The 21,713-nt window shown below is 69.8% G+C and carries 22 protein-coding genes and 1 riboswitch; of the genes, 7 read left to right on the top strand and 15 right to left on the bottom strand.

The annotated features are described in order from the left end of the window. The first annotated feature begins 2 nt into the window (after positions 1-2). The gene (locus HNR30_RS26850; protein ID WP_181612770.1) at positions 3-635 is read left to right on the top strand and encodes an AMP-binding protein; all 633 of its coding nucleotides are present in this window, start codon (positions 3-5) and stop codon (positions 633-635) included. Positions 636-647: 12 nt separating this feature from the next. On the opposite strand, the gene HNR30_RS26855 is transcribed toward HNR30_RS26850, so the two are convergent. Continuing rightward, positions 648-1,229 carry an HD domain-containing protein gene (locus HNR30_RS26855; RefSeq protein WP_181612771.1) on the bottom strand — a complete coding sequence of 194 codons (582 nt, stop codon included), beginning with the start codon at positions 1,227-1,229 and terminating at the stop codon, positions 648-650. 156 nt (positions 1,230-1,385) lie between these two features. Here HNR30_RS26855 and HNR30_RS26860 point away from each other — a divergent pair, with 156 nt between their 5' ends. Then, entirely contained in the window at positions 1,386-3,029 is a 1,644-nt protein-coding gene (locus HNR30_RS26860) for a heparinase II/III family protein (protein ID WP_312894659.1), read from the top strand. A 36-nt stretch (positions 3,030-3,065) separates the two neighbouring features. On the opposite strand, the gene HNR30_RS26865 is transcribed toward HNR30_RS26860, so the two are convergent. Genes HNR30_RS26865 through HNR30_RS26875 form a run of 3 tightly spaced genes read right to left on the bottom strand, consistent with a single transcriptional unit; the run spans position 3,066 to position 4,204 of the window. Further along, positions 3,066-3,374 (bottom strand): hypothetical protein, encoded by a 309-nt coding sequence (locus HNR30_RS26865; RefSeq protein WP_181612772.1) that lies wholly within the window; start codon positions 3,372-3,374, stop codon positions 3,066-3,068. Further along, a complete protein-coding gene (locus HNR30_RS26870) occupies positions 3,332-3,910 on the bottom strand; it encodes a MauE/DoxX family redox-associated membrane protein (RefSeq protein ID WP_181612773.1) in 579 nt (192 codons plus the stop codon). Before HNR30_RS26870 ends, HNR30_RS26865 begins: the two co-directional genes overlap by 43 nt. 3 nt (positions 3,911-3,913) lie before the next feature. Next, on the bottom strand, positions 3,914-4,204 hold the full coding sequence (locus HNR30_RS26875; protein ID WP_181612774.1) for a hypothetical protein: 291 nt from the start codon (positions 4,202-4,204) through the stop codon (positions 3,914-3,916). A 185-nt stretch (positions 4,205-4,389) separates the two neighbouring features. On the opposite strand from HNR30_RS26875, the gene HNR30_RS26880 reads away from it, so the two are divergent. Then, positions 4,390-5,286, top strand: coding sequence for a helix-turn-helix domain-containing protein (locus tag HNR30_RS26880; protein WP_181612775.1), 897 nt, complete (start codon positions 4,390-4,392; stop codon positions 5,284-5,286). 14 nt (positions 5,287-5,300) lie between these two features. Here the strand turns inward: HNR30_RS26880 and HNR30_RS26885 are convergent, their stop codons facing one another. Beyond that, positions 5,301-5,840, bottom strand: a complete 540-nt coding sequence (locus tag HNR30_RS26885; RefSeq protein ID WP_181612776.1) for a carboxymuconolactone decarboxylase family protein — start codon at positions 5,838-5,840, stop codon at positions 5,301-5,303. A 102-nt stretch (positions 5,841-5,942) separates the two neighbouring features. On the opposite strand from HNR30_RS26885, the gene HNR30_RS26890 reads away from it, so the two are divergent. Beyond that, positions 5,943-8,807, top strand: coding sequence for an AfsR/SARP family transcriptional regulator (locus HNR30_RS26890; RefSeq protein WP_220134003.1), 2,865 nt, complete (start codon positions 5,943-5,945; stop codon positions 8,805-8,807). 10 nt (positions 8,808-8,817) lie between these two features. On the opposite strand, the gene HNR30_RS26895 is transcribed toward HNR30_RS26890, so the two are convergent. From HNR30_RS26895 to HNR30_RS26920, 6 genes are all read right to left on the bottom strand, one after another. Continuing rightward, positions 8,818-9,414, bottom strand: coding sequence for a pyridoxamine 5'-phosphate oxidase family protein (locus HNR30_RS26895; protein WP_181612777.1), 597 nt, complete (start codon positions 9,412-9,414; stop codon positions 8,818-8,820). Continuing rightward, positions 9,411-9,851, bottom strand: coding sequence for a nuclear transport factor 2 family protein (locus HNR30_RS26900; RefSeq protein WP_181612778.1), 441 nt, complete (start codon positions 9,849-9,851; stop codon positions 9,411-9,413). Before HNR30_RS26900 ends, HNR30_RS26895 begins: the two co-directional genes overlap by 4 nt. A 153-nt stretch (positions 9,852-10,004) precedes the next feature. Then, complete coding sequence (locus HNR30_RS26905) at positions 10,005-10,868, bottom strand: alpha/beta fold hydrolase (RefSeq protein ID WP_181612779.1); 864 nt, start codon at positions 10,866-10,868, stop codon at positions 10,005-10,007. Then, positions 10,865-12,028: an MFS transporter gene (locus tag HNR30_RS26910; RefSeq protein WP_181612780.1), complete on the bottom strand. Its 1,164-nt coding sequence runs from the start codon at positions 12,026-12,028 to the stop codon at positions 10,865-10,867. Before HNR30_RS26910 ends, HNR30_RS26905 begins: the two co-directional genes overlap by 4 nt. A gap of 799 nt (positions 12,029-12,827) precedes the next feature. Then, positions 12,828-14,402 (bottom strand): citramalate synthase, encoded by a 1,575-nt coding sequence (gene cimA, locus HNR30_RS26915; protein WP_181612781.1) that lies wholly within the window; start codon positions 14,400-14,402, stop codon positions 12,828-12,830. A 161-nt stretch (positions 14,403-14,563) separates the two neighbouring features. Continuing rightward, positions 14,564-15,220 carry a DsbA family protein gene (locus HNR30_RS26920; RefSeq protein ID WP_181612782.1) on the bottom strand — a complete coding sequence of 219 codons (657 nt, stop codon included), beginning with the start codon at positions 15,218-15,220 and terminating at the stop codon, positions 14,564-14,566. Positions 15,221-15,243: 23 nt separating this feature from the next. Between HNR30_RS26920 and HNR30_RS26925 the strand changes: the two genes are divergently transcribed. Further along, the gene (locus tag HNR30_RS26925; protein WP_181612783.1) at positions 15,244-15,882 is read left to right on the top strand and encodes an O-methyltransferase; all 639 of its coding nucleotides are present in this window, start codon (positions 15,244-15,246) and stop codon (positions 15,880-15,882) included. Between the two features lie 15 nt (positions 15,883-15,897). On the opposite strand, the gene HNR30_RS26930 is transcribed toward HNR30_RS26925, so the two are convergent. The 4 genes from HNR30_RS26930 to HNR30_RS26945 form a co-directional block, all read right to left on the bottom strand. After that, positions 15,898-16,578 (bottom strand): hypothetical protein, encoded by a 681-nt coding sequence (locus HNR30_RS26930; protein ID WP_181612784.1) that lies wholly within the window; start codon positions 16,576-16,578, stop codon positions 15,898-15,900. A 2-nt stretch (positions 16,579-16,580) separates the two neighbouring features. Then, a complete protein-coding gene (locus HNR30_RS26935) occupies positions 16,581-17,348 on the bottom strand; it encodes a bestrophin-like domain (RefSeq protein WP_181612785.1) in 768 nt (255 codons plus the stop codon). Positions 17,349-17,465: 117 nt separating this feature from the next. Further along, complete coding sequence (locus HNR30_RS26940) at positions 17,466-18,554, bottom strand: branched-chain amino acid aminotransferase (RefSeq protein ID WP_181612786.1); 1,089 nt, start codon at positions 18,552-18,554, stop codon at positions 17,466-17,468. Positions 18,555-18,674: 120 nt separating this feature from the next. Beyond that, entirely contained in the window at positions 18,675-19,706 is a 1,032-nt protein-coding gene (locus tag HNR30_RS26945) for a 3-isopropylmalate dehydrogenase (protein WP_181612787.1), read from the bottom strand. Positions 19,707-19,805: 99 nt separating this feature from the next. Beyond that, positions 19,806-19,952, top strand: a riboswitch (cyclic di-AMP (ydaO/yuaA leader). A gap of 30 nt (positions 19,953-19,982) precedes the next feature. Between HNR30_RS26945 and HNR30_RS48205 the strand changes: the two genes are divergently transcribed. Together HNR30_RS48205 and HNR30_RS26955 are read left to right on the top strand one after the other, a co-directional pair. After that, on the top strand, positions 19,983-20,549 hold the full coding sequence (locus HNR30_RS48205) for a C40 family peptidase (RefSeq protein WP_181612788.1): 567 nt from the start codon (positions 19,983-19,985) through the stop codon (positions 20,547-20,549). A gap of 25 nt (positions 20,550-20,574) precedes the next feature. Continuing rightward, the gene (locus HNR30_RS26955; RefSeq protein WP_181612789.1) at positions 20,575-21,387 is read left to right on the top strand and encodes a class I SAM-dependent methyltransferase; all 813 of its coding nucleotides are present in this window, start codon (positions 20,575-20,577) and stop codon (positions 21,385-21,387) included. Positions 21,388-21,713: the final 326 nt, after the last annotated feature.

The raw sequence follows: 21,713 nt of genomic DNA on the forward strand, positions 1-21,713 counted from the left end.
TCATGGCTAGGACGCTGGAACGGGCGCTCGCGTTCGGCCCCCGCAGGGCGGTGGTCGAGGCGGAGACGGGAGCGTCCCTGAGCTACGCCGCGCTCGCCCTGCGGGCCACGCGCTCCGCCGAACTCCTGGTGAGACGCGGCCTGATGCCAGGGGACCCGGTGGCCGTGGTCCTGCCGGTGGGCTGCCGCTTCCCGGTCGCGGCCTACGCCGTGACCGCCGCGGGCGGGCGGGCCCTCCCTTTCGAGGAGGGCCCCGACCTGGGCGTACGGCTGGCGGCCACGCATGCCCGCATCATGATCACCGACCTCGCCCACGCGGACGAACTCGCCCAGGAGGCGAGCATCAGGCAGGTCTACTCCTTCTCCCCCGTCAGCGGCGCGATGCCGTTGCCCTGCCCGCCCGGTCCCGAGTCCGAGCCGGGCGGGATGAACGGGGTGGTGCTGGTCACCGCGGCCGATCTGGGAGCCTTCGACCTGGCGCTCGACGCCGGAGCCCTGGTCGTCACCGCCCGCGAGCCGTCCCCTGAGGCGTGCAGGAAGCTGGTGGGCTGCCATGGCGTGACGCTCGTGGCCGGGCACAGGCGCCTGGTGGAGCGGCTCGGCGACCTCGTACCGGTCCTGGCCCTCGGGAGCTGAGCGGCTTGGCGCCTACGAGTTGAGCGGGTTGGCCGCCAGCTTGCCGTCCAGCCCCGCCTTGACGAACCGCGCCGCCAGGGAGCCGGGCTTGCGCTCGCCCTGCGCCACGAAGCAGGCGGCGAACTCCGTCACCAGGTCGAGCCTCGGGTAGGCGGCCAGCACCTCGCGGCGCACCTCGGCCGGGATCTCGTCGGTCTGACGCCCCGAGATGTCCATGGCGGTCGACAGCTCCAGCAGGTGGCCCTCGGGGTCCTCGGTCACGTCCACGACGTCCCACATGTGACGCACGATCACCTCGGCGGCCCGCCGGCGCCGCTCCACCGGCCAGCCGGCGCCCGCGCCGAACACCCACGCCACGTGCCCGCCCGCGTCCTCGAACGGCACCGACACGTTGTCGAAGGCCGCGGCCAGACCGATGTCGTGCAGCATCGCCGAGACGAACAGCAGCTCGGCGTCGAAGGCGATGCCGTGCCGTCCCGCGTGGTCGGCGGCCCAGAGGTAGGCCCTGATCGAGTGGTTGAGCAGCGACGGCGTCTGGAACTCGGTGGCCACTTCGAGGGCGGTGCGGCAGGCGGCGGAGTCAGGAAAGTTCATGGGGACAGGGTGCCGCCTGCGCTGCTCCGGCGCGAGTGGCCGGAGCGTCACCAATCGACAGAATCCGGCCAGCAATAACGATCTGGTACTCAACTTGACCAATAACTGACGAACCGGAAAACATGTTGCGCCGCCCTCGCTCCGGAAGGACCTCACGTGCGTCCCCTCGTCGTGCCTGCCGCCGTTCTGCTTGCCCTCACCGGGCTGACCGGGGGCGCCCACGCCGCGGACAAACCGGTCAAGCGCACGGCCCAGTGCCAGGGCGACTGGATCCCCGGCACCCCCACCGCGGACGACGTGATGAAGGGCGAGGTCTCGCTGGTGGGCCTGCCGCCCGTCAAGCTGGGCAAGAAGATCAACTGGGACGCCTCGCCGTACAAGAACCGCTCCTGGGAGTACGTCTTCCACTCCCTGCGCTGGATGGGCACGCTCGTCGTCGCCTACGAGAACTCCGGCGACGACAAGTTCCTGGAGCGCGCCAAGGAGATCACCGCCGACTGGTGGCGCCACAACAAGCCCGGCGCCAGCAAGCCGTACGTCTGGAAGGACCACCCGGTCTCCCTGCGCACCCAGGCCCTGGTCTGCCTGAGCATGCACGTCGACGACCCGTGGCTCAAGGACAGCCTCAGCGCCCACGCCAAGCTGCTGTCCACGCCCTCGCTGTACAAGAAGGGCCACAACCACGGCATCGACCAGGACATCGCGCTGATGGCCATCGGCTGCCGCTACAAGCGCTCCGACTGGTCCAAGCTCGCCGTCAGGCGGCTCACCGAGACGGTCAAGCTCGACGTCGACTCCCAGGGCGCGCTGCGCGAGCAGGCGCCGCGCTACGCCGTCTACGTGTACGGCAGGCTCCAGGTCGCCATGACGAACATGCGCGAATGCGGCATCAAGGTGCCCGGCGACATCGCCGGCAGGGCCGAGTCGCTCAAGGACTTCATCGCCCACTCCACCCAGCCCAACGGCTACATGGCCCCCCTGGGCGACGGCAGCGCCGAGACCGAGCCGAAGATGGAGACCGGCACCCCCGCCCAGGAGGTCAAGGTCTACCGGTCCGGTTACGCCTACGGCCGCACCGAATGGGGCAAGCCCGACTCGGCCTACTACAGCATCCGTTTCGGGCCCGGCATGAAGTACCACGGCCACGAGGACCACCTGGGCGTCACCTACTACGCCCAGGGCCGCGACATCCTCGTCGACGCCGGCTTCCACTCCTACGAGCGCAGCAAGTACCGCTACTGGACGATGTCGCACGAGGCCCACAACGTGCCCACCGTCGTCGGCGCGCGCTTCCGCCCCCGTACGGCCTCGCGCCTCGTCGACAGCTCCCTCGGCAAGGACCGCCAGGCCTACGAACTCACCGACCAGGCCTACGGCGTCAGCCGCACCAGGAAGGTGCTGGTCAACCACGGCGAGGACATCATGGCGGTGCGCGACGGCGCCGCGGGAGGCAAGAAGGTGCGCAACATCTGGCGCTTCGCCGACTCGCTGACGCTCGTGTCGAACAAGGGCGGCGTGGTGGTGCTGGGCGACGGGAAGTTCAAGGTGGCGCTGGTGCAGCTGTCGTCGAGCTGCAGGCCGCTGACCGGGCAGAAGGTCGAGCGTGGAGGCAAGCTGGGGTGGGTGTCGCCCACCTATCTGTCCAGGAAGCCGGCCACCGTCGTCGTCTCACCGGCCGCCGCGGACGTGCTGACCATCGTGGTGCCGGGGGTGGAGGATCCCAAGGTGTCGTGTTCGGGCGGCAAGGTCACGGTGCACACCGCGGACGGGGCCGTGAGCTTTTCGGCGAACCTGATCTGAGCCCTGGGATCATCCGGCGGTTCCCTTCGCTCGGGGTCAGCAGCAGCAGACGCACTCCAGCTGCAAGTACGTCGAGCACGTCGACCCGCAGATGGTGCACTTCTGAGCGAGATGCTTGTACCTGTCCCCTCCGCCACAGATCCTGCCGAGCAGCACCGTACGCACGTATCCCGCGCGGCAGTGCTTGCTCGTGTCGCAGTAGGGCGCGGCGAGTGCCGGGCGCCCGGCGGCGAGGGCGCCGATGGAGGGGACGGCGATGGCGATGCCCGCCGCCAGCTTCTGCAGGAAGGACCTGCGGTCGCCTAGAGGTGCGGGTGCGTCAGGGTGGTGGTGGTTGTCGGCCATGGCTTGCTCTCCTCTGAAACGTCCGGGACGGTTCTGCGTGGTCGGTAGTGGCCGATCGCGAGGGCGATGAACGGCACGGCCAGCGTTGCCGCTCTGATCGTCTGGCCTCCGGAACTCGCCGTGGTGAGCCAGAGGCCGGTGACGGCGAGCTGGAACAGGTTCGCGGTGACCGATGCGGCGGGAGACCAGGTGGTGGTGTTCCCCTGGCTCACGGTCCCGGCGCAGAGGCATCCGAGGTCCTGCGTGGGCTGCGTGATGCTGGAGCGGATCGTGTTGTGGATGGCGAAACCCGTGAAGAGAAGGCCCAGACCGCTGGCGATGGCGACGTGATCGATGTCGAGCGTGAGCGCCACGGCCAGGCCGAGTTCGATCGTGATCACGAGGTGGAGGACGCCCGCTGCGAGCCGTACAGGAAGGCGCAGGATCTGGGCGAACACCGGATATAGGGACCGGCGGCTTCGGAGTTTGGCCAGCGCCGTCGCGGCCAAGGTGATGATCAGGTAGCAGGCGGAGACGGTGTGGAGGAGGTGGTTCACCGCTCAGGTGCGGTCTGACGGGTCGAGCCCAACGCGAATCACCACGCGCGTCGTGTTCGGGTCCATGCCCCTGAGATGTTCGAGGGAGACCTCCACGGTCTGCTCCGTGGTGGTGGCCGCGAGTGCCGTGCGGAATTCGGGCGACACGGGGATCGACAGCATGTACGCGCCGCCGGTCTTGGCCAGGATCTCGCGCAGAAGCGGCCCCTGACTGTCGTGAGTGTCCGTGATCGCCAGGCCGGCCTGGGTGCCTGCCTGGGCGATCGCCGTCGCTTGAGCGATGAATCTGGCCATGGAAAGCCTTCCTCGGGGGGTTACGGGACGATGCGCCGCAGCTCGGCGACCGATTACGCGCATCATGACAGTGCGGCTGACGGCGGATAAGATCGTGTTCCACACGTGGGACACAGCGGGACTGACCCGCCTCCGACCTGTCGTGACAGGGGCAGCCGGCGGGACAGACCGGGACGGAGAAATCCGTGGCAGTCTGGCGGTCTTTGCCCGCGACGCTCTCGCCCGAGCTTCGCACTCTGGTGATCGAACTGCGGGTGCTGAAGGATCGCACCGGGTTGAGCATCGCCACGCTGGGGCGGCGCACCGCGTGCAGCAAGTCGGCGTGGGGGCGCTATCTCAACGGGCAGGCGTTGCCGCCCCGCGACGTGACCCGTGCACTCGTGCAGTTGGCGGAGGCTGATGAGGCCCGGCTGATGGTGCTGTGGGAACTGGCCCGATCGGCGGATCGGCAGGCTGTGCCCGTCCAGCCGCCTCCCGCGCCGCCTGACCCACTGGTGGAGGTCACGGTCCCCGGCGAGTCGTCGCCGCGGTCGCGTCTCACGAGAGTTGTCGCCGGGAGCACGGTCGTCCTGCTCTGCCTCGTCGCGTTCGCGTGGGGCATGCTGAGGCAGGCGCCCCGGGAAGGGACCGCATCGGTGGTCCGGCCGGCGTCGGTGGGATATGTGCTGACGCTGGGCGGGTTCTGCCTGTCGGAGAAGGGCGAGATGGACAAGTCCGGGCTCGTGCATCTGGCCGACTGCGCACGGAGTTTCCCACCACGCTTGCTCAAACCGTACGGCGAGCAAGCGTGGCGGGTCACCACCGAGCATCCCTATTGGGGTGCCGGCTGCATGGGCACCCTGAACGGTTCCGTCCAGGCGGATGTGGCGCTTTCCGACGACGTGTGTGACGGCATCCAGATGGACCGGTTCACGCTGCAGCACACCGATGGCGGCGTACTGATCCTCCCCGCAGGGCAGAGCCTGCTGTGCCTGGGGGTGAAGGGGAGCCCGCGATCCGGGTCCCCCCTGGTTCAGGTGCCCTGCGACCCTCGTGACGACGGGCAGTTGTTCGAGGTTCGTAGCGGCGGTGCAGGGTCCTGAGCCGGTGCGGGCGCTCAGTCGGTGCTGCGCACCAGTGGCCAGTCGATGGCGACGCGGCCGCTCTTGTTGAGGTAGTTGGTGAAGACGTTCAGCGCCACGTGCGCGACGACCTCGGCGATCTCGCCTTCGGACAGGTGTTCGCCCGCGGCTTCGAGTTCGGGGTCGGAGACGTCGCCCTGGTTGCGCACGAGGCTCGTGGCCAGGGTGAGGGCGGCAGCGGTCCTGGCGTCGGTGGCCTGGCCCTTGCGGGCGTCGGTGGCGGCCTCGGGTGAGAGGCCGGCCAGTTTGGTGCCGATGTAGGTGTGGGCGGACAGGCAGTAGTCGCAGCCGTTCTCCTGGGCGACCAGCAGGGCGATGCTCTCGCGGGTGGAGGCGGGCAGCGCGCCGGCGGACAGGGCGGTGCTGAAGTCCAGGTAGGCCTTGAGCACCGCGGGGCTGTTGGCCATGGCCTTGGTCATGTTCGGGGTGACTCCGAGCGCCGTCTGTACGGCGGCGAGCAGGTCGGCCGCCTTGCCGGTGGCGGTGTCGGGCTGAATCAGTGAAAGTCCGGACATGTGGGGCTCCTTCTCAGTCAGTGGAACTGAGAGGGAGCATGCGGGCGAGGCTTGCTACATTCGCCATTCGTTCGCCATGTATGGACCAACGGGGGGATCGGCGTGCGGTTCGTGGTGCTTGGACCGGTGACGGTGTCGGTGTCGAAGGACGGGCGGCCGGCGGAGGGACTGGCGCCCCGGCAGCGGGCGGTGCTGGCCTATCTGCTGCTGCACGCCGGGACGGTGATCAGCGCCGAGCGGCTGATCGGCGCGATGTGGGGCATGGCGGCGCCGGACACCGCACGCGCCCAGTTGCAGGCGTCGATCGCGGCGATCAGGAAGGTGCTGCGCGCGGAGGGGGCCGAAGGGCTGCTGGCGACCCGCGGCGGCGGGTATGCGATCGACCTGGAGGCCGGTCAGCTGGATCTGCACGAGTTCACCGGCCTGGTCACCACAGCTGCCGGGCTCGGCCCGGCGCAGGCGGCGGCGCAGATCCGGCGGGCGCTGGGGTTGTGGCAGGGCGAGGCGCTGGCCGACGTGAACGCCGATTTCGTCGCCCAGGCGCGCGTCAGGCTGGAGGAGCGACGGCTCGGCGCGGTGGAGCAGCTGGCGGAGCTAGGGCTGAAACTGGGTGGTCACAAGGCCGTGGCCGAGGAACTGGGCGCGCAGGTCGCCGCCTACCCGCTGCGCGAGCGGCTGGCCCGCCAGCTCATGCTGGCCCTGCACCGCTCCGGCCGTCAGAGCGACGCCCTGGCCGTCGGCAGGACCTTCCGCGCCACGCTGGCCGACCAGCAGGGACTGGACCCCGGCCGCGAGTTCGAGCAGCTGGAGCAGTCGATCCTGCGCGACGACCCGTCCCTGGCCCCGCCCGCCGAGCCAGCCGCCGAACCCGAAACCGCCGCCCAGGCGCGGCCGCTGTCGTTCCTGCCCTTCGACATCCCCGACTTCGCGGGACGTGCCGGCGAGCTGGACCGGCTCGCCGACTCCTGGGCCAAAGGCAGCGCGGTGGTGACGATCTCGGCGATCGACGGCATGGCAGGGGTCGGCAAGACCACGCTGGCCGTACATGCCGCCCACCGGCTGGCCGGCCGGTTCCCCGACGGGCAGCTCTTCGTCGACCTGCACGCCCACACTCCCGGGCAGCCGCCCATCGAACCGGGCGCCGCGCTGGAAACCCTGCTGCGCCAGCTCGGACTACCCGCCGAGCGCATCCCGCTGTTACTCGCCGAACGCGCCGCGCTCTGGCGCGCCGAGCTGACCGACCGGCGTGCCGTCATCGTCCTCGACAACGCGGGCGACACCGAACAGGTGCGGCCCCTGCTGCCCGGCGCCACCCACAGCCTCATGCTGATCACCAGCAGGCGTCGGCTGCTCGACCTGGACGGCGCCGACCTGCTGTCGCTGGAGGTGCTGCCCGCCGAGGACGCGATCGCGCTGTTCACCTCGATCGTCGGCGAACGTGCGCAGGCGGAGCCGGTCGCCGCGCTGGACGTGCTGCACCTGTGCGGGATGCTGCCGCTCGCGGTGCGCATCGCCGCCGCCCGGCTGCGCCACCGGCCTCGCTGGAGCGTCGCCTACCTGGCCGCCCGGCTGCGCGACCAGCGCCGCAGGCTCAGCGAGCTGGCCACGACCGACCGGGGGGTCGCGGCGGCCTTCGCGCTGTCCTACGAGCAGCTCGGGGACGGCCAGCAGCGCATGTTCCGGCTGCTGGGGCTGCATCCGGGTGTCGATCTCGACGCTCACGCCGCCGCCGCGCTGGCCGATCTGCGCGTGGAGGAGGCTGAGGAACTGCTGGAGGGGCTGCTGGACGCGCACATGCTCGTTCAGACGGAGCCGGGACGGTACACCTTTCACGACCTGCTGCGTGAATACGCCCGGGGCATCGTCGCCACCTCCGACCAGGCCCTCGCCCGGCTGGTCGAGCACTACCTCCACACCGCCGCCACCGCGGTGGACCTGATCTACCCCCAGGAGCTCGACCCCAGGCCCGCTGTCCCCCGCCCCCACACCCCCGAGGTCCCGCTCGCCACCCCCGACCAGGCCCTCGCCTGGCTGGACGCGGAACGCGCCAACCTCCTGGCCATCAGCCACACCGCCGACGACAACCAGCTGTGCCTCCTGTCCGCGGTCCTGGACCCGTACCTCGACAGCCGGGCCCATCACGCCGACGCGCTCGCCCTGCACACCCGCGCGGCCCGCGCGGCCAAGGCGCTCGGCGACAGGAACAGGGAGGCGCGTGCCGTCGTCAGCCTGGGCTGGGCCCACCGCCGCCATGGCGACTTCCTGCCGGGCTACGAGATCACCCTGACCGCGCTGGCCCTGTACGGCGAGACAGGCCATCGGATCGGCGAGGCGCTGGCCCACAACGCCCTGGGGAACATCATCTTCCACACCTGGGACTTCGACCGCGCCACCGGGCACTACCAGCGCTACCTGGACCTGAGCCGCGAGCTCGGCCTGCTCCAGGGCCAGGCGGCCGCGCTGAACAACCTCGGCCTGATCCCGATGAACCGCAAGCAGTACGGCCTGGCCATGGACTACTTCGAGCAGGCGCTCGCCGTGCACCGGCAACTCGGCAACCGCCTCGGCCAGGCCAAGGCTCTGGGGAACATGGGATGGATGCAGCAGTACGCGGGCTCCTACGAGCGGGCCGTGGAGCTTCACCGGGAGTCGTTGGAGATCTTCCGCGAGCTCGGCTACCGCGACCACGAGATCAACGCGCTCAACGGGATCGGCGAATGCCGGCGGCTGGCCGGTGATCCCGGGGCGGCGGCGCGGATCCATCAGGAGGCGCTGGACCTCGCGCTGATCGCCGGAAACCGCGCCGAGCAGGCACGCGCCCGCGCGGGGCTGGCCTTCTCGCAGCGCGACCTCGGGCACCCGGGGGCGGCACGCGAGCAGGCCGAGCGGGCGTTGGAGCATTTCGCCGCGTGCGGGGATCCCGAGGCCGACGACATGAGAGCGCTGCTGGAGGAGCTCGGCCACTGAGCATCGGCCCTCAGGCCGAGGCTGCGCGCAGCCTCGCGTTCTCCGCCTCGAGTGCGGCGACCCGGTCCTGCAGGTGGGTGAGCGCGTGCTCGACGGCCTCGCGAGGGAACAGCTGGGGGATGTGCTGGGGGCAGTTCCAGTCGTGGCCCTCGACGTCGATCAGTACGGCACGCTCCACCTTCGCCGCGTATCCGGCGACCGCCAGTTCCTGGTCGTCCTCCACCACCCGGGCGCGGCCGAGGATCTTCAGCCGCGTCCGGTTGGCGTAGTCCATCAGGAACAGCGACACCCGGTCGTCGTGGCCGAGGTTGCCGACGGAGATGTACTGGCGGTTGCCGCGGAAGTCGGCGAATCCGAGGGTGTGGTCGTCCAGCACGCGCAGGAAGCCGGGCGGGCCGCCGCGGTGCTGGATGTACGGCCAGCCGGTCTCGCTCACGGTGGCCAGGTAGAAGCTGTCGCGCTCGGCGACGAAGGCGCGCTCGTAGGCTCCCAGGCGGTCCGGCTCGGCGGGGCCGGCGAGCATGCGCCGGTAGGCGCGGTCACTGCCGTGGGCCTTCTGCTGGGCTCGGACGCCGTCGGTGAAGGCCAGCTGGGCGAAGCGGCTCATGCGCGGGACCACCCTGTCGTACGGGATCCGAAGATCGTGCGATCACTCTCGTCGATGGGAACGTCGTTGATGCTGGCCTCGCGGCGGGCCATGAGCCCGTCCGGGGTGAACTCCCACAGCTCGTTGCCGTGCGAGCGCCACCACTGCCCGGACTCGTCGTGCCACTCGTACTGGAAGCGGACCGCGATCCGGTCCTCGGTGTAGGCCCACAGCTGCTTGCGCAGCGCGTAGCCGTTCTCCTTGGCCCATTTGCGGGCCAGGAACTCCTTGATCTCCTCGCGGCCGGTGAAAAACTCGTCGCGGTTTCGCCAGACGGAGTCCGGGGTGTAGGCGAGGGCGACCCGTTCGGGGTCGCGGCTGTTCCAGGCGTCCTCGGCGAGCTGGACTTTCTGCGCGGCGGTCGCGGCGGTGAAGGGCGGCAGCGGGGGACGGGACATGATCGTGCTCCTGTCGAGGTGGTGGCGCCGGTACGGCCCGCGCCGCTGGCGCGGGCGCGAGCCGTACCGGAGATCGGGCGGATCATCTAATGCATAGAAAGCCCATAAACCGTTAGATCGATTCCCGCTGTGGCGAGGAATTTTCGGGATCGTTCAGTTGAGCGTGCGGGCCAGGAAGTCACGGATGAGGCCGGCGATCTCCTCACCATGGGTCTCCAGAGCGAAGTGACCCGCGTCCAGCAGGTGGAGCTCGGCCTCCGGCAAGTCGCGCAGGAAGGCCTTGGCGCCGGCGGCGGCGAAGATCTCGTCGTTGCTGCCCCACGCGATGAGGACCGGCGGCCGGTGGGTGCGGAAGTACTCCTGGAAGGCGGGATAGCCGTCGAGGTTGTTCCTGTAGTCGTAGAAGAGCTGGAGCTGGATCTCCTTGTTGCCCGGCCGGTCGAGGTAGGCCTGGTCGAGAGTCCAGGTGTCGGGGCTGATCAGGCCGAGCCTGTCGGCGGGGACGCCGTGGGTGTACTGCCAGCGGGTGGCGTCGGCTTCGAGCAGCTTGCGTACGGCAGGCTCGTGGGTGACCCGGTCGGTGGCGTGCGCGAACAGCACCTCCCAGAAGGGCGTGAAGCCCTCCAGGTAGGCGTTGCCGCTCTGGGTGATGATCGCCGTGATCCGCTCGGGGTTGCGCGAGGCGATGCGCAGGCCGATCGGCGCGCCGTAATCCTGGATGTAGAGGGCGAAACGGCCGACGCCGAGCGTGTCGAGCAGTTCCAGGGTGAGCGCGGTGAGCGACTCGAAAGAGTAGTCGAACCCGGTGACGGGCGGCATCGCGGACTGGCCGAAGCCGAGGTGGTCGGGGGCGATGACGTGATAGTCGCCCGCCAGCGCCGGGATCAGGTTGCGGAACATGGCCGAGCTGGTCGGGAAGCCGTGCAGCAGGACGAGCGTGGGCTTGGAGGGGTCGCCCGCCTCGCGGTAGAAGATCTGCTGACCCTGGATCTCGAGGGTGTTGTGGGTGACGGTCATGAGGTGAACACCGGCTTTCTGTCAGGAGTGAGGAGTACGGCAGCCGCGATGCTGAAGGCCAGGCCGAGCAAGAAGTAGCCGCGGTAGCCGCCGGTCAGGGAGTGGATCAGGGCCGCCACGCCGAGTCCCGACGCGGCGGCGAGCTGGTGGGTGACCCAGGCGGGGGCCAGGGTGCGGCCGATCCTCCCGGGCTCGAGCCCGCGGGACATGATCGCCATGGTCAGCGGGATCACCGGGAAGGAGGCGGCCCCGAACAGCACCGCCACGGCGACGAGCACCTCCTGGCCGGGGATGGAGACGGCCAGGAGCAGGGCGAGCGCGCGCACGCCGTACAGGACGCGGAGCAGCGTCTCCGGACGGTGAGTGCGCAGCAGGCGGGCCACCACGGCGGAGGTGAGGCCCGCGGCGATGGCGACGACCGCGACCAGCCGGCCCGCGCCGACGACCGTCCAGCCGGTCTCCAGGGCGTGCCTGGGCAGCATGAGGACGACGACGTACATGGTCGCCGCGTGGAGGCCGAACGACACCAGGACCTTCCCGCGCCCGGCCGCCGCCTCGCCGCCCGGCGAAGCGTTTCGCGGGGCGTTTCGCGGGGCCACCGCGTCGCGGACCCGGTCAGGCGGGAGCATGAACCACAACACCGCCGTCACCACCAGGCTCAAGGCGCCCAGGATCGCGTAGGCGCCCCGGACCCCGACCGGCTCGAACAGGGCGGTCGCCGCCCACGGAGCGAGCACCTGGCCCAGGTTGATGCCGATGGCGGCGCGGGCGAGCGCGGGCGAGGCCCGCGTGCCGTACGACCGCGAGATCAGCGTGGTGATCGTCAAACTGGAGGAGGCGGCGAACCCGAGACCGCCCAGCACCATGTAGGTGACGACGAACTCCCAGGTCTGCCGGACCACCGACAGGGCCAGGTAGCTGCCCGAGCTGAGGATCAGCCCCACGGCGAGCACCGCCCTGGCCCCCACCAGATCCAGCAGTCTCCCGATGCGCCACTGCACCAGGCCCGTGAGCGCGGTGCTCGCCGCCGCCGCCAGCGACAGCGCGGACGCGCCGATGCCGTAGGCGGACGCCGTGGGGGCGAAGAAGACGCCCATGGAGAAGTTGAGGCCGAACGAGACCGTCATCGCCGCCAGCGCCACGTTCGCGGTGCGGCTCATCGGATGCGCCTTTCTCCGGGCGCGTTCTCGGGCTTGATCAGGAAAGGTCGGGACACGACGGCCCTCCGGTTGCTCATGGGTATCCACACGTTGCTGGTGGGGCGAGCCTTGTGTGGTGCGCCCCGCTTCGCTTCGTGAAGGAGCATCCGGGAGGGTCCTGATAGATTCCCCATGCGTTCGCCATGGAAGGCCCGATAGCGCCCCCGTGGCGGCGTCACCGCGGTTGGCAGCGCCCCCGTGCGGAGTGGGGCGAGAGCTGCCCCTGCAGCGGCGCCCGGCGAACGTCCGGGCCCCAGGTGCTCAGCGCACGGCGGGCACGTTCGAGAGCCGCCGCAAAGGAGCCGCGCACCCGCGACGCGCGAAGGCCAGGCGCAGCAGCGGGTGGGTGTGCCCCCAGAGCGGCGTACGCCGGCACCTTGTCGAGGTCGGGGCAGAACACGGCGACCTCGTGCTGCGTTCTTGGGTTGAGCTGGACGAGCGTCACCGTACCGCCGCCCACGAGCCCCGGCCACCGCGCGGCTGACCTCATGAACGCTTGGTGGACGTCATCTCGGATCTGCCAACGGATGCGCACGACCCAGGCACCCGTTCGCCCTTCTTCATGACGAGATCAACGACCTCGCTGAACACTTCCTAGATCATTTCTGCTGGCCCCCCCACCCCTCCAACCACGGCAACGACACGGGGGACCCGGGGGCCGGCAGGCCCCCGGCTGGGGGTCTTGGGGGGCTGGGCCCCCCAAAGAAGGGGAGCCCGACCCCCCAGGCGCGAAGCGCCCGACAGGGGAGGCCCATGCCTTTCAGGCGTCGCGCCCCGCCTTCAGCAGCCCGTACGTGACCGCCTGCTCCAGCGCCTGCCAAGACGCCTCGATGATGTTCTCGGCCACCCCCACCGTGTCCCACTCGCTCGTCTCGTCGCTCGATGTGACGAGCACCCGCGTGATGGCGTCCGTGCCGTGGGTGCCCTCGAGGATGCGCACCTTGAAGTCGACCAGTTCCACCTTCGCCAGCTCCGGGTAGAGCTTCTCCAGCGCCAGCCGGACGGCGCGGTCGAGGGCGTTGACGGGGCCGTTGCCCTCGCCGGTGGCGACGATGCGCTCGCCCTTGGCGTGCAGTTTGACGGTGGCTTCCGAGACGAGTTCGCCGCCCTTGGTGCGTTCGACGATGACGCGCCACGACTCGACCTCGAAGTGGCGGCGGCGCTCTCCGTGGACGGTGTCGCGCAGCAGCAGTTCGAAGGAGGCGTCGGCGGCTTCGAAGGTGTAGCCCCTGGATTCGAGGTCCTTGACCCGGTCGACGAGTTCCTTGGTGGTTTCGGGGGTGAGCTCGTAGCCGAGCTCGCGGCCCTTCAGTTCGACCGATGCGCGTCCGGCCATGTCGGAGACGAGCATGCGCATGTCGTTGCCGACGAGTGCGGGGTCGATGTGCTGGTAGAGGTTGGGGTCGACCTTGATGGCGCTGGCGTGCAGGCCGGCCTTGTGGGCGAAGGCGGACATGCCGACGTAGGGCGCGTGGGAGTTGGGGGTGACGTTGGTGACCTCGGTGATCGCGTGGGCGATGCGGGTCATGTCGGCCAGCGCGGAGGGAGGCACGAGGTCGAAGCCGCGCTTGAGTTGCAGGTTGGCGACGACGGTGAAGAGGTTGGCGTTGCCGGAACGCTCGCCGTACCCGTTGGCGCAGCCCTGGACGTGGGTGGCGCCGGCCTTGACGGCGGCCAGGGTGTTGGCGACGGCGCAGCCGGTGTCGTCGTGGCAGTGGATGCCGATGCGGGCGCTGGTGCCGGCGGCGGCGTGAACCACGTCGGCGAGCTCGTCGGGGAGCATGCCGCCGTTGGTGTCGCACAGGGCGATGACGTCGGCTCCGGCTTCGGCGGCAGCCAGGATGACCTCCAGCGCGTAGGCTGGGTTGGACTTGTAGCCGTCGAAGAAGTGCTCGGCATCGAGGAAGACTCGCTGTCCCTCCGCACGAAGGTGAGAAACCGTGTCGCGGATCATCGCGAGGTTCTCCTGGAGAGTCGTACGGAGGGCCAGCTCCACGTGCCGGTCGTGACTCTTGGCGACAAGGGTCACGACCGGCGCGCCGGATTCGCGCAAGGCGGCTACCAACGGGTCGTCGGCTGCCTTCACACCGGCTCGGCGGGTCGCACCGAACGCGGCGAGTTGCGCGTGCTTCAGGTCCAGCTCTGTTTGAGCACGCCTGAAGAACTCTGTGTCCTTGGGGTTGGCGCCCGGCCAGCCCCCTTCGATGAAGCCGACGCCGATCCCGTCCAGGTGCCGCGCGATGGCGAGCTTGTCGGCGACAGTGAGGTTGAGCCCCTCCTGCTGAGCGCCGTCTCGCAGCGTGGTGTCGTAGACGTGGAAGCGGTCGTCGGCCATCTGAAGTCTCCTGAAGCAAAGAAAAAGACCCCTCACGGACGTGAGAGGTCTGCGCGCTGGCGGTGTCCTTTGTCAGCCAGCGCGCCTGCCGATAATGAGCAGACCGTAGAACATGGTGAAACCGAGTCTGCCACAGGCATTCAACATCTGGCACATGGATCTCAGGATTCGAGATACGTGCCGCCGAGCTGCGCCACGACCTGCTCCAGGGCGTTGGGGTCGAAGGCGAGGTCGCCGAGCATCTGACCGTTGAGCAGCACGGTGGGCGTGCCTTCGAGCTGCGGGTTGTCCTTGAGGTGGCCGGCCGCCCGCTCCTGGCCGCGCACGCAGGAGTCGAATCCGGTCGCCCGTACTCCTGCCTTCTGCCCTGCGGCGACGAGTTCGTCGAGGGTGAATCCGCTGGCGGTGCCGTGCGGTTCGGGCTGCATGCCGTACAGCTGCTCGCGGTAGGCCAGCCAGCTCTCGGCCGGGACGCAGCGTGCGGCGGCCGCGGCGCGGATGGAGTTGGAGCGCATCGGCTCGTCCGCGAAGATCGTCACGGGGTGGAAGACGACCTTCAGGCGGCCCTGCGCGGCCAGCTTCAGGAGGGTGGAGTTCACCTTGCCGTGCAGTTCCCGGCAGATCGGGCAGTCGAAGTCCTCGTAGAGGTCGAGCACGGGCTGTGTCACCCCGGGCAGGGCCAGCACGAGCGAACCGTCAGCTTGGCGCGTGATCGGCGTCTGGGCCTGTGCCTGGTCGGGCGCCTTGTCGCCGCCGGCCCAGAACACGGTGGCCATCACGGCGACGGCGACCACGACCACGGCCACACGCTTGATCATCGGCACTCCTTAAGCTGGCAGGCATGAGCTACATCGATCCCGCTGTCGAGCAGTACATTCTGGACCACACGACACGTTCCGACGAATTGTTCACTCAGCTCGCAGAAGAGACTCGCCGTCTGACAGGTGACGCCGCGGGCATGCAGATCTCAGCTGACCAGGGACGATTCCTGACGATGCTCACCCAGCTGGTCGATCCCACGCTGGCGGTCGAGGTCGGCACGTTCACCGGGTACTCCTCGCTGTGCATCGCGCGCGGGCTCACCCACGGGCGCCTGCACTGCTTCGACGTGAGCGACGAGTGGACCTCCGTCGCCCGCCGCTACTGGGAGAAGGCCGGGCTCGCCGAGAAGATCACGCTCACGCTGGGCCCGGCCACCGAGACCCTGCGCGAGGTGGAGGGCCCGATCCAGCTCGCCTTCATCGACGCGGACAAGACGAACTACCCCGCCTACTACGAGCTCGTCATGGAGCGTATGGAGCCGGGCGGGCTGATCCTGGCCGACAACACGCTGCGGGGCGGGACCGTGGCCGATCCCGCCCGCACCGAGCGTTATGTGCAGGAGATGCGCGAGTTCAACGAGCTGGTGATCAATGATCCTCGCGTGACCACGACGATCATGCCGATCCGCGACGGCGTGACGCTGATCAGGAAGAACTAGAAAAACCGGGAGGGGCTAGCGGGCGAACGCGATGGCCGTCGCCGTCGAGATGGCCGAGACCAGCACCACGACCACCACCACGGTGCCCAGCGGGTTGCGGCGTTGGGGCGGCGCCGCGGCGATCCGCAGCGGCCGGCGCTCGGGGACGGGCGCCACCACCGCTCGCGGGGTCTTCTTCGGCTTGTCGGGAGCCGGAGGCGGCACCACGATCGGCACCGGCTGCGCCAGCCTGGGCTGCTTGGTCGGCGTCGGCGTCGGCGTCGGTGTCGGTGTCGGCGTCGGCTCGGGGGTCGGTTCCGGACTGTATGTGGGCGGCGGCGGGGCGGGGCTGTAGGTGGGCTTGGGGCTCGGCTTGGGCGCGGGCGGCGGAGCGCACTCCGCCGGGCACCCGCAGCCGAGGTTGATCGACACGAGCCCGCCGACGTTCACGCAGAGCTCGACGTCGACCGGCCCGACCACGACGCCGCCGCCCTTGCCGTGCTCGTCGTGGACGGCGTCGTCCTCGGACGTCACGTCCGGCTCGCCGGCGTCTTCGACGGTCTCGGCGTGGTCGGCGTCCTCCGGTTCGTCGGCGGCCCCCGAGGGGTGGGCCGCCATCGCGACGACCCGGCCGACGGGCTCCGGCTCGGCGACCGCCCCCGCGGCCGAGGCGCCCGCTGCCATCAGGATGGCCAGTACGGCAAGCGCCAGCCGCATGGTCAGGCGCTCCAGGAGATGCGCTGGAGCTCGGAGAGCAGCCCGGAGAAGGCGTCAGGCGTGACCGCCAGCGCCCCGTCGAAGACACGCGAGATGTCGACGGTCAGGTAGATGCCCATGCCCAGCAGGACCGCCATCAGCGCGAGCGGCAGCAGCGCCATCCCGCGTGGCCTGGCCCCGCCCAGCAGCGGCAGCACGAGAACGGCCAGACCGGTGGCCACGGTGACGCCGAGCAGGCTCGGCGGCGGGGTGGCGGCGGCGTCCATCGCCCGCTGCCTGCGGGTGGCGGAGATCTCGCTGATGTGCTGCAGGACCGAGGCCTGGGCCTCCTCCTCGTCGTTGCCCTTGACCTGCAGGTCGACGACGCCCTTGCGCAGGTCCTCCAGGCGTGCCCAGCCTTCTGGGCTGAGCTTGCCGTCCGCCATGAGCGGCCACTCGGCGTCCTTGACGAACCTGGCGTAGTCGTGCAGGCCGGTCTGGATCGTGGCGACCGAGGCGGCGGGCAGTTCGGCCGCCGACCACGACGCCTCGGCGATGGCCTGGGACTCGGCGTAGGTGTTGAGCCTGGCCGCGTCGGCGGTAGTCCACGGCACCACGATCGCGATGGCGAACGCGATGAGGAACAGCGCCGAGATCATCGACCCGGCGTGGGCGACGGTGGGACCAGCCGGGTCGCCGTCGTCGGATGCGCTGCGCAGCTTCCTGATCAACACGCTGGCGATGATCACCAGTGCGATGGCGCTCGCTCCGGCGAGAAGATATCCGGCCATGACCCTACCAGTCTCTCGGTGTCAACTACGGAGAGAGACATTAACATCACCATAGGTAGCCATGGGTGTCATCGACGGCGTGGCGGCGGCCGTGTTCGCCGCAGCCACGCCCGATCGTCAGCCGATCTTGTGGATCCACCCGTGGTGGTCGGGGCGGCCGCCGTACTGAATGCCGACGAGCTCCTCGCGCACGCGCATGGTCACCGGCCCTGGGGTGCCGTCGCCGATGGTCCAGGCGCGGTCGGCGCCCTTGACGAAGCCGACAGGCGTCACGACGGCGGCGGTGCCGCAGGCGAAGACCTCTCCGAGCTCTCCCGACTCGCAGCCGGCCTGCCACTCCTCGATGGACAGCCGTCCCTCGACGGGCTCGAGGCCGAGCTCGGCGGCGAGGGTGAGGATCGAGTCGCGGGTGATGCCGGGCAGCAGGGTGCCGGTGAGGGCGGGCGTGAGCAGCTTGTCGCCGTAGACGAAGAACAGGTTCATCCCGCCCATCTCTTCGACGTAGCGGTGCTCGTGCGAGTCGAGCCAGACCACCTGGTCGCAGCCCTGCTCGACGGCCTGCCGGGTGGCGACGAACGCGCCCGCGTAGTTGCCGCCGCACTTGGCGGCGCCGGTGCCGCCGGGGGCGGCGCGGGTGTACTCCGTGGACAGCCACACCGACACCGGCTTGAGGCCGCCGGTGAAGTAGGAGGCGGCCGGCGAGGCGATCACCATGAACTTGTAGCTGCGCGAGGGGTAGTTCACGCCCAGCCCGACCTGGGTGGCGATGATGAAGGGCCGCAGGTAGAGGCTGTGGCCCTCGGTGGTGGGCACCCAGTCGCGGTCGGTCTGGACGAGCAGCTCCAGCGCCTCGACGAAGGTCTCCTCGGGCAGCTCCGGCATGGCCATGCGCTGGCACGACAGGTTGAAGCGGGCGGCGTTGGCGTAGGGCCTGAACGTCACGATCGAGCCGTTGACCTGGCGGTAGGCCTTGAGGCCCTCGAAGAGCTCCTGGCCGTAGTGGAAGACCGAGGTGGCCGGGTCGAGGGTCAGCGGGCCGTACGGCATGAGCCGCGCGTTGTGCCAGCCAAGCTCCTCGGTGTAGTCGATCGAGATCATGTGATCGGTGAAGTGCTGCCCGAACCCGGGGCTGGAAAGTACCTGCTCGCGCTCCGCATCGGTGCGCGCGTGGTCGGAGAGCTGCACATCGAAGCTGAGCTGAGTCATGGGATTCCCTTCATGAACGACTGCGTGACCAATACTAGGACGTAAAAAGAAATACCCGGCAGCTGTCCAGCCACCGGGCATTCGAGGGCGGCCGAGCGCGGAGGGCGCCCAGCCGTGCGGCTAGGCGCCGCCGGCTACTCGGGTCGCGATGTCGTCGCCGATCCGGCTGGTGCTGCGGCCGGGGGTGCGGGCGAGGATGTCGGCGGCGACGGCCTGCTCGACGCGGACCGCCTCGGCGGCGTGGCCGAGGTGGTCGAGGAGCATGGCGACCGACAGGATCGTGGCGGTCGGGTCGGCCTTGCCCTGGCCGGCGATGTCGGGGGCGCTGCCGTGGACCGGCTCGAACATGCTCGGCGCGGTGCGGTCGGGGTTGACGTTGCCGCTGGCGGCCAGGCCGATGCCGCCGGCGATGGCGGCGCCGATGTCGGTGATGATGTCGCCGAAGAGGTTGTCGGTGACGATCACGTCGAAGCGCGAGGGGTGGGTCACGAAGAACATCGACGCGGCGTCGACGTGCTGGTAGTCGGTGGTGACCTCGGGATAGTCGGCGGCGACGCGCTTGACCGTGCGGGCCCACAGGTCGCCGGCGAAGGTGAGCACGTTGGTCTTGTGGACCAGGGTGAGGTGCTTGCGCGGGCGCGACTGGGCCTTGTCGAAGGCGTAGCGCACGACGCGCTCGACGCCGAAGGCGGTGTTGAGCGACTCCTGGGTGGCGACCTCGTGCGGGGTGCCCTTGCGCAGCACGCCTCCGGCGCCCGCGTAGAGCGACTCGGTGCCCTCGCGGACGACGACCATGTCGATGTCGTCGGGTCCGGCGTCGGCGATGGGGGTCTTCACGCCGGGGAAGAGCTTGACCGGGCGCAGGTTGACGTAGTGGTCGAGCTCGAATCGCAGCTTGAGCAGCAGGTCGCGCTCCAGGACGCCAGGGGGCACGCTGGGGTCGCCGACAGCGCCGAGCAGGATGGCGTCGAAGCCGCGCAGTTCCTCGAGCACGGAGTCGGGCAGGGTCTCGCCGGTGCGGTGGTAGCGCGCGGCGCCGAGGTCGTAGTGGTGGGTGTCGAACTTGACGCCCACAGCCTCCAGGACCTTCAGCCCCTCGGCCACGACTTCGGTGCCGATGCCGTCTCCGGGGATCACTGCCAAACGTGTCATGCGGAGCACTTTACCGGTCCGTCTCGCCGTACGAACACACATCTCAGGATTCGGACACGAGTAAATGTCTGATTTGCACCCTTTTGACCATTTCGTTAGAGTCCTGACCTGCCAAATCCGCCGCGCCGTCCGTGGCGGAGCCGGGGACCCATTCTCCCCCGGGGCGAATCGGCGCTTTCCGCCGTAGGGCCGCGCTTCCAGGCCCGAGCCCGTCAGCTAACCCGGCCGGCCTCGTGGAAGGTCAATCCCCTGTCCCCCATTCGCCTTGCCCTGCTCGTGTCCGCTCCCCTCGGACTCGGCCTCGTGCTCACCGCCTCCCCCGCCTCCGCCTCCGCTCCCGAGAAGCCCGTCACCCTCACGCTCGACGGCGCCGGGATCAAGGAGATCCGCGACAAGGCCCTCAAGCCGCCCGCCTGGAAGAAGGCCCTGGCCTTCGCCATGGCCGAGCGCGGCACCCCGTACGTGTGGGGCGGCGCCTCCGCCAGCGGCTACGACTGTTCGGGGCTGATGCTGCGGGCCTACGAGAGCGCCGGCATCGAGCTGCCGCGCACCGCGGCCGAGCAGTACTCCGCCTTCGATCGCAAGATCTCCTGGGACGACCTCAAGCCGGGCGACATGGTCTTCTTCTCCGGCCTCGGGCACGTCGGCATGATCAGCCGGCCCGGCTACATGGTGCACGCGCCGCACTCGGGCGACGTGGTCAAGGAGGAGAGGCTCAGCGGCTGGCGCCGCCAGGCGTTCGCGGGCGCCGTACGGCCCGACCCCAAGGGCGTCACCGCCTGGGCGGCCCAGATCAAGCAGAGGCGCGCTCCCGCACCCGCGATGCTCACCGCGAGCCTGTGAGCCCTTCCCGATCTATCGTGGAGGCATGGAGAAGATCCGGCTGACCGGCGCGCAGGCCACCATGCTGGCCACCCTGTACGGCAAGGCCGTCGACGCCGGCTCTCCCCGCTCGATCCTGCACGACACCATGGCACTCGACGCCATCGGGAAGATCGACCACGATTTCTCCAAGGTCGGCATGAAGCCCGGCGACGCCGCCACGGTCGCGCTGCGCAGCCTCCACTTCGACGGCTGGACGCGCGAGTTCCTCGCCGCGCACCCCTCGTGCACCGTGCTGCACCTGGGCTGCGGCATGGACACGCGCGTCTTCCGCATCGGCCCCGGCTCCGGGGTGCGGTGGTACGACGTGGACTATCCCGACGTCATCGACCTGCGGCGCAAGCTCTACCCCGCCGGCCGTCCCGGCTACGAGATCGTCGCGACGTCGGTCACCCCTCCCGGCTGGCTCGACCGGGTGCCGGCGGACCTGCCGGTGCTCGTGGTCGCCGAGGGGCTGACCATGTACCTCCGCGAGGAGGAGGGGCGCGAGCTGTTGCGCCGCATCGTGGAGCACTTCCCCGGCGGGCAGCTCGTCTTCGACGCCTTCAGCCGTCGCGGCATCAGGATGCAGAGGATGAACAAGCCCGTCCAGGTCGCCGGGGCGAGGCTGCACTGGGGCGTGGACGGTGCCGCCGAGCTGACCTCCGTCCACCCCCGGCTGCGCTGCCTCGACGCGGTGAGCGCCTTCGACATCGGAGGTTACGACCAGGTGGGGTTGCGCTACCGGGCTCTGGTGGGGGTGGCCCGGATGTTGCCGTTCATGCGGCGCATGGCCGTCATGTACCGGCTGGCGTTCTAGTCACTCGCTGGGACGGCCGCCGTTGTCGCGGCGGTCCAGGGACAGCTGAACGGCCTCGACCGCCTCGTTCTCGGTCTCTTCTGGCGCGTTCCAGGAATACATCTCGTACATGATGCGACTCGTCTCGGTTCGCGGGCGTGGTTGGGGAATGTCGGACTCCGGTCGCGAATCCAACCGGGCCTGGGCTCCCCTGATCCGGATCGCGGATCCTGCGGGGAGAAGGGACTGACCGGCCGACGCGACGCCACTCACCGCGGCGAGTCGTCGACCTGCCCTAACAGGCCTCGCCGCGGCAGGTAATAAGTACGAGTACCTGGCGCATTACC

It is taken from the genome of Nonomuraea soli, assembly GCF_013761175.1.
GTDB lineage: Bacteria > Actinomycetota > Actinomycetes > Streptosporangiales > Streptosporangiaceae > Nonomuraea > Nonomuraea soli.

Bases quoted from the DNA above. Each gene is read 5' to 3' on its own strand.
- HNR30_RS26905 (WP_181612779.1), bottom strand. From the start codon at position 10,868: ATGACCGTCACCCACAACACCCTCGAGATCCAGGGTCAGCAGATCTTC.
- HNR30_RS26935 (WP_181612785.1), bottom strand. From the start codon at position 17,348: ATGGCCGGATATCTTCTCGCCGGAGCGAGCGCCATCGCACTGGTGATC.
- HNR30_RS26895 (WP_181612777.1), bottom strand. From the start codon at position 9,414: ATGAGCCGCTTCGCCCAGCTGGCCTTCACCGACGGCGTCCGAGCCCAG.
- HNR30_RS26855 (WP_181612771.1), bottom strand. From the start codon at position 1,229: ATGAACTTTCCTGACTCCGCCGCCTGCCGCACCGCCCTCGAAGTGGCC.
- HNR30_RS26930 (WP_181612784.1), bottom strand. From the start codon at position 16,578: ATGCGGCTGGCGCTTGCCGTACTGGCCATCCTGATGGCAGCGGGCGCC.
- HNR30_RS26925 (WP_181612783.1), top strand. From the start codon at position 15,244: ATGAGCTACATCGATCCCGCTGTCGAGCAGTACATTCTGGACCACACG.
- HNR30_RS26940 (WP_181612786.1), bottom strand. From the start codon at position 18,554: ATGACTCAGCTCAGCTTCGATGTGCAGCTCTCCGACCACGCGCGCACC.
- HNR30_RS26920 (WP_181612782.1), bottom strand. From the start codon at position 15,220: ATGATCAAGCGTGTGGCCGTGGTCGTGGTCGCCGTCGCCGTGATGGCC.
- HNR30_RS26885 (WP_181612776.1), bottom strand. From the start codon at position 5,840: ATGTCCGGACTTTCACTGATTCAGCCCGACACCGCCACCGGCAAGGCG.
- HNR30_RS26945 (WP_181612787.1), bottom strand. From the start codon at position 19,706: ATGACACGTTTGGCAGTGATCCCCGGAGACGGCATCGGCACCGAAGTC.
- HNR30_RS26850 (WP_181612770.1), top strand. From the start codon at position 3: ATGGCTAGGACGCTGGAACGGGCGCTCGCGTTCGGCCCCCGCAGGGCG.
- HNR30_RS26875 (WP_181612774.1), bottom strand. From the start codon at position 4,204: ATGGCCAGATTCATCGCTCAAGCGACGGCGATCGCCCAGGCAGGCACC.
- HNR30_RS26955 (WP_181612789.1), top strand. From the start codon at position 20,575: ATGGAGAAGATCCGGCTGACCGGCGCGCAGGCCACCATGCTGGCCACC.
- HNR30_RS26910 (WP_181612780.1), bottom strand. From the start codon at position 12,028: ATGAGCCGCACCGCGAACGTGGCGCTGGCGGCGATGACGGTCTCGTTC.
- HNR30_RS26865 (WP_181612772.1), bottom strand. From the start codon at position 3,374: ATGGCCGACAACCACCACCACCCTGACGCACCCGCACCTCTAGGCGAC.
- cimA (WP_181612781.1), bottom strand. From the start codon at position 14,402: ATGGCCGACGACCGCTTCCACGTCTACGACACCACGCTGCGAGACGGC.
- HNR30_RS26900 (WP_181612778.1), bottom strand. From the start codon at position 9,851: ATGTCCCGTCCCCCGCTGCCGCCCTTCACCGCCGCGACCGCCGCGCAG.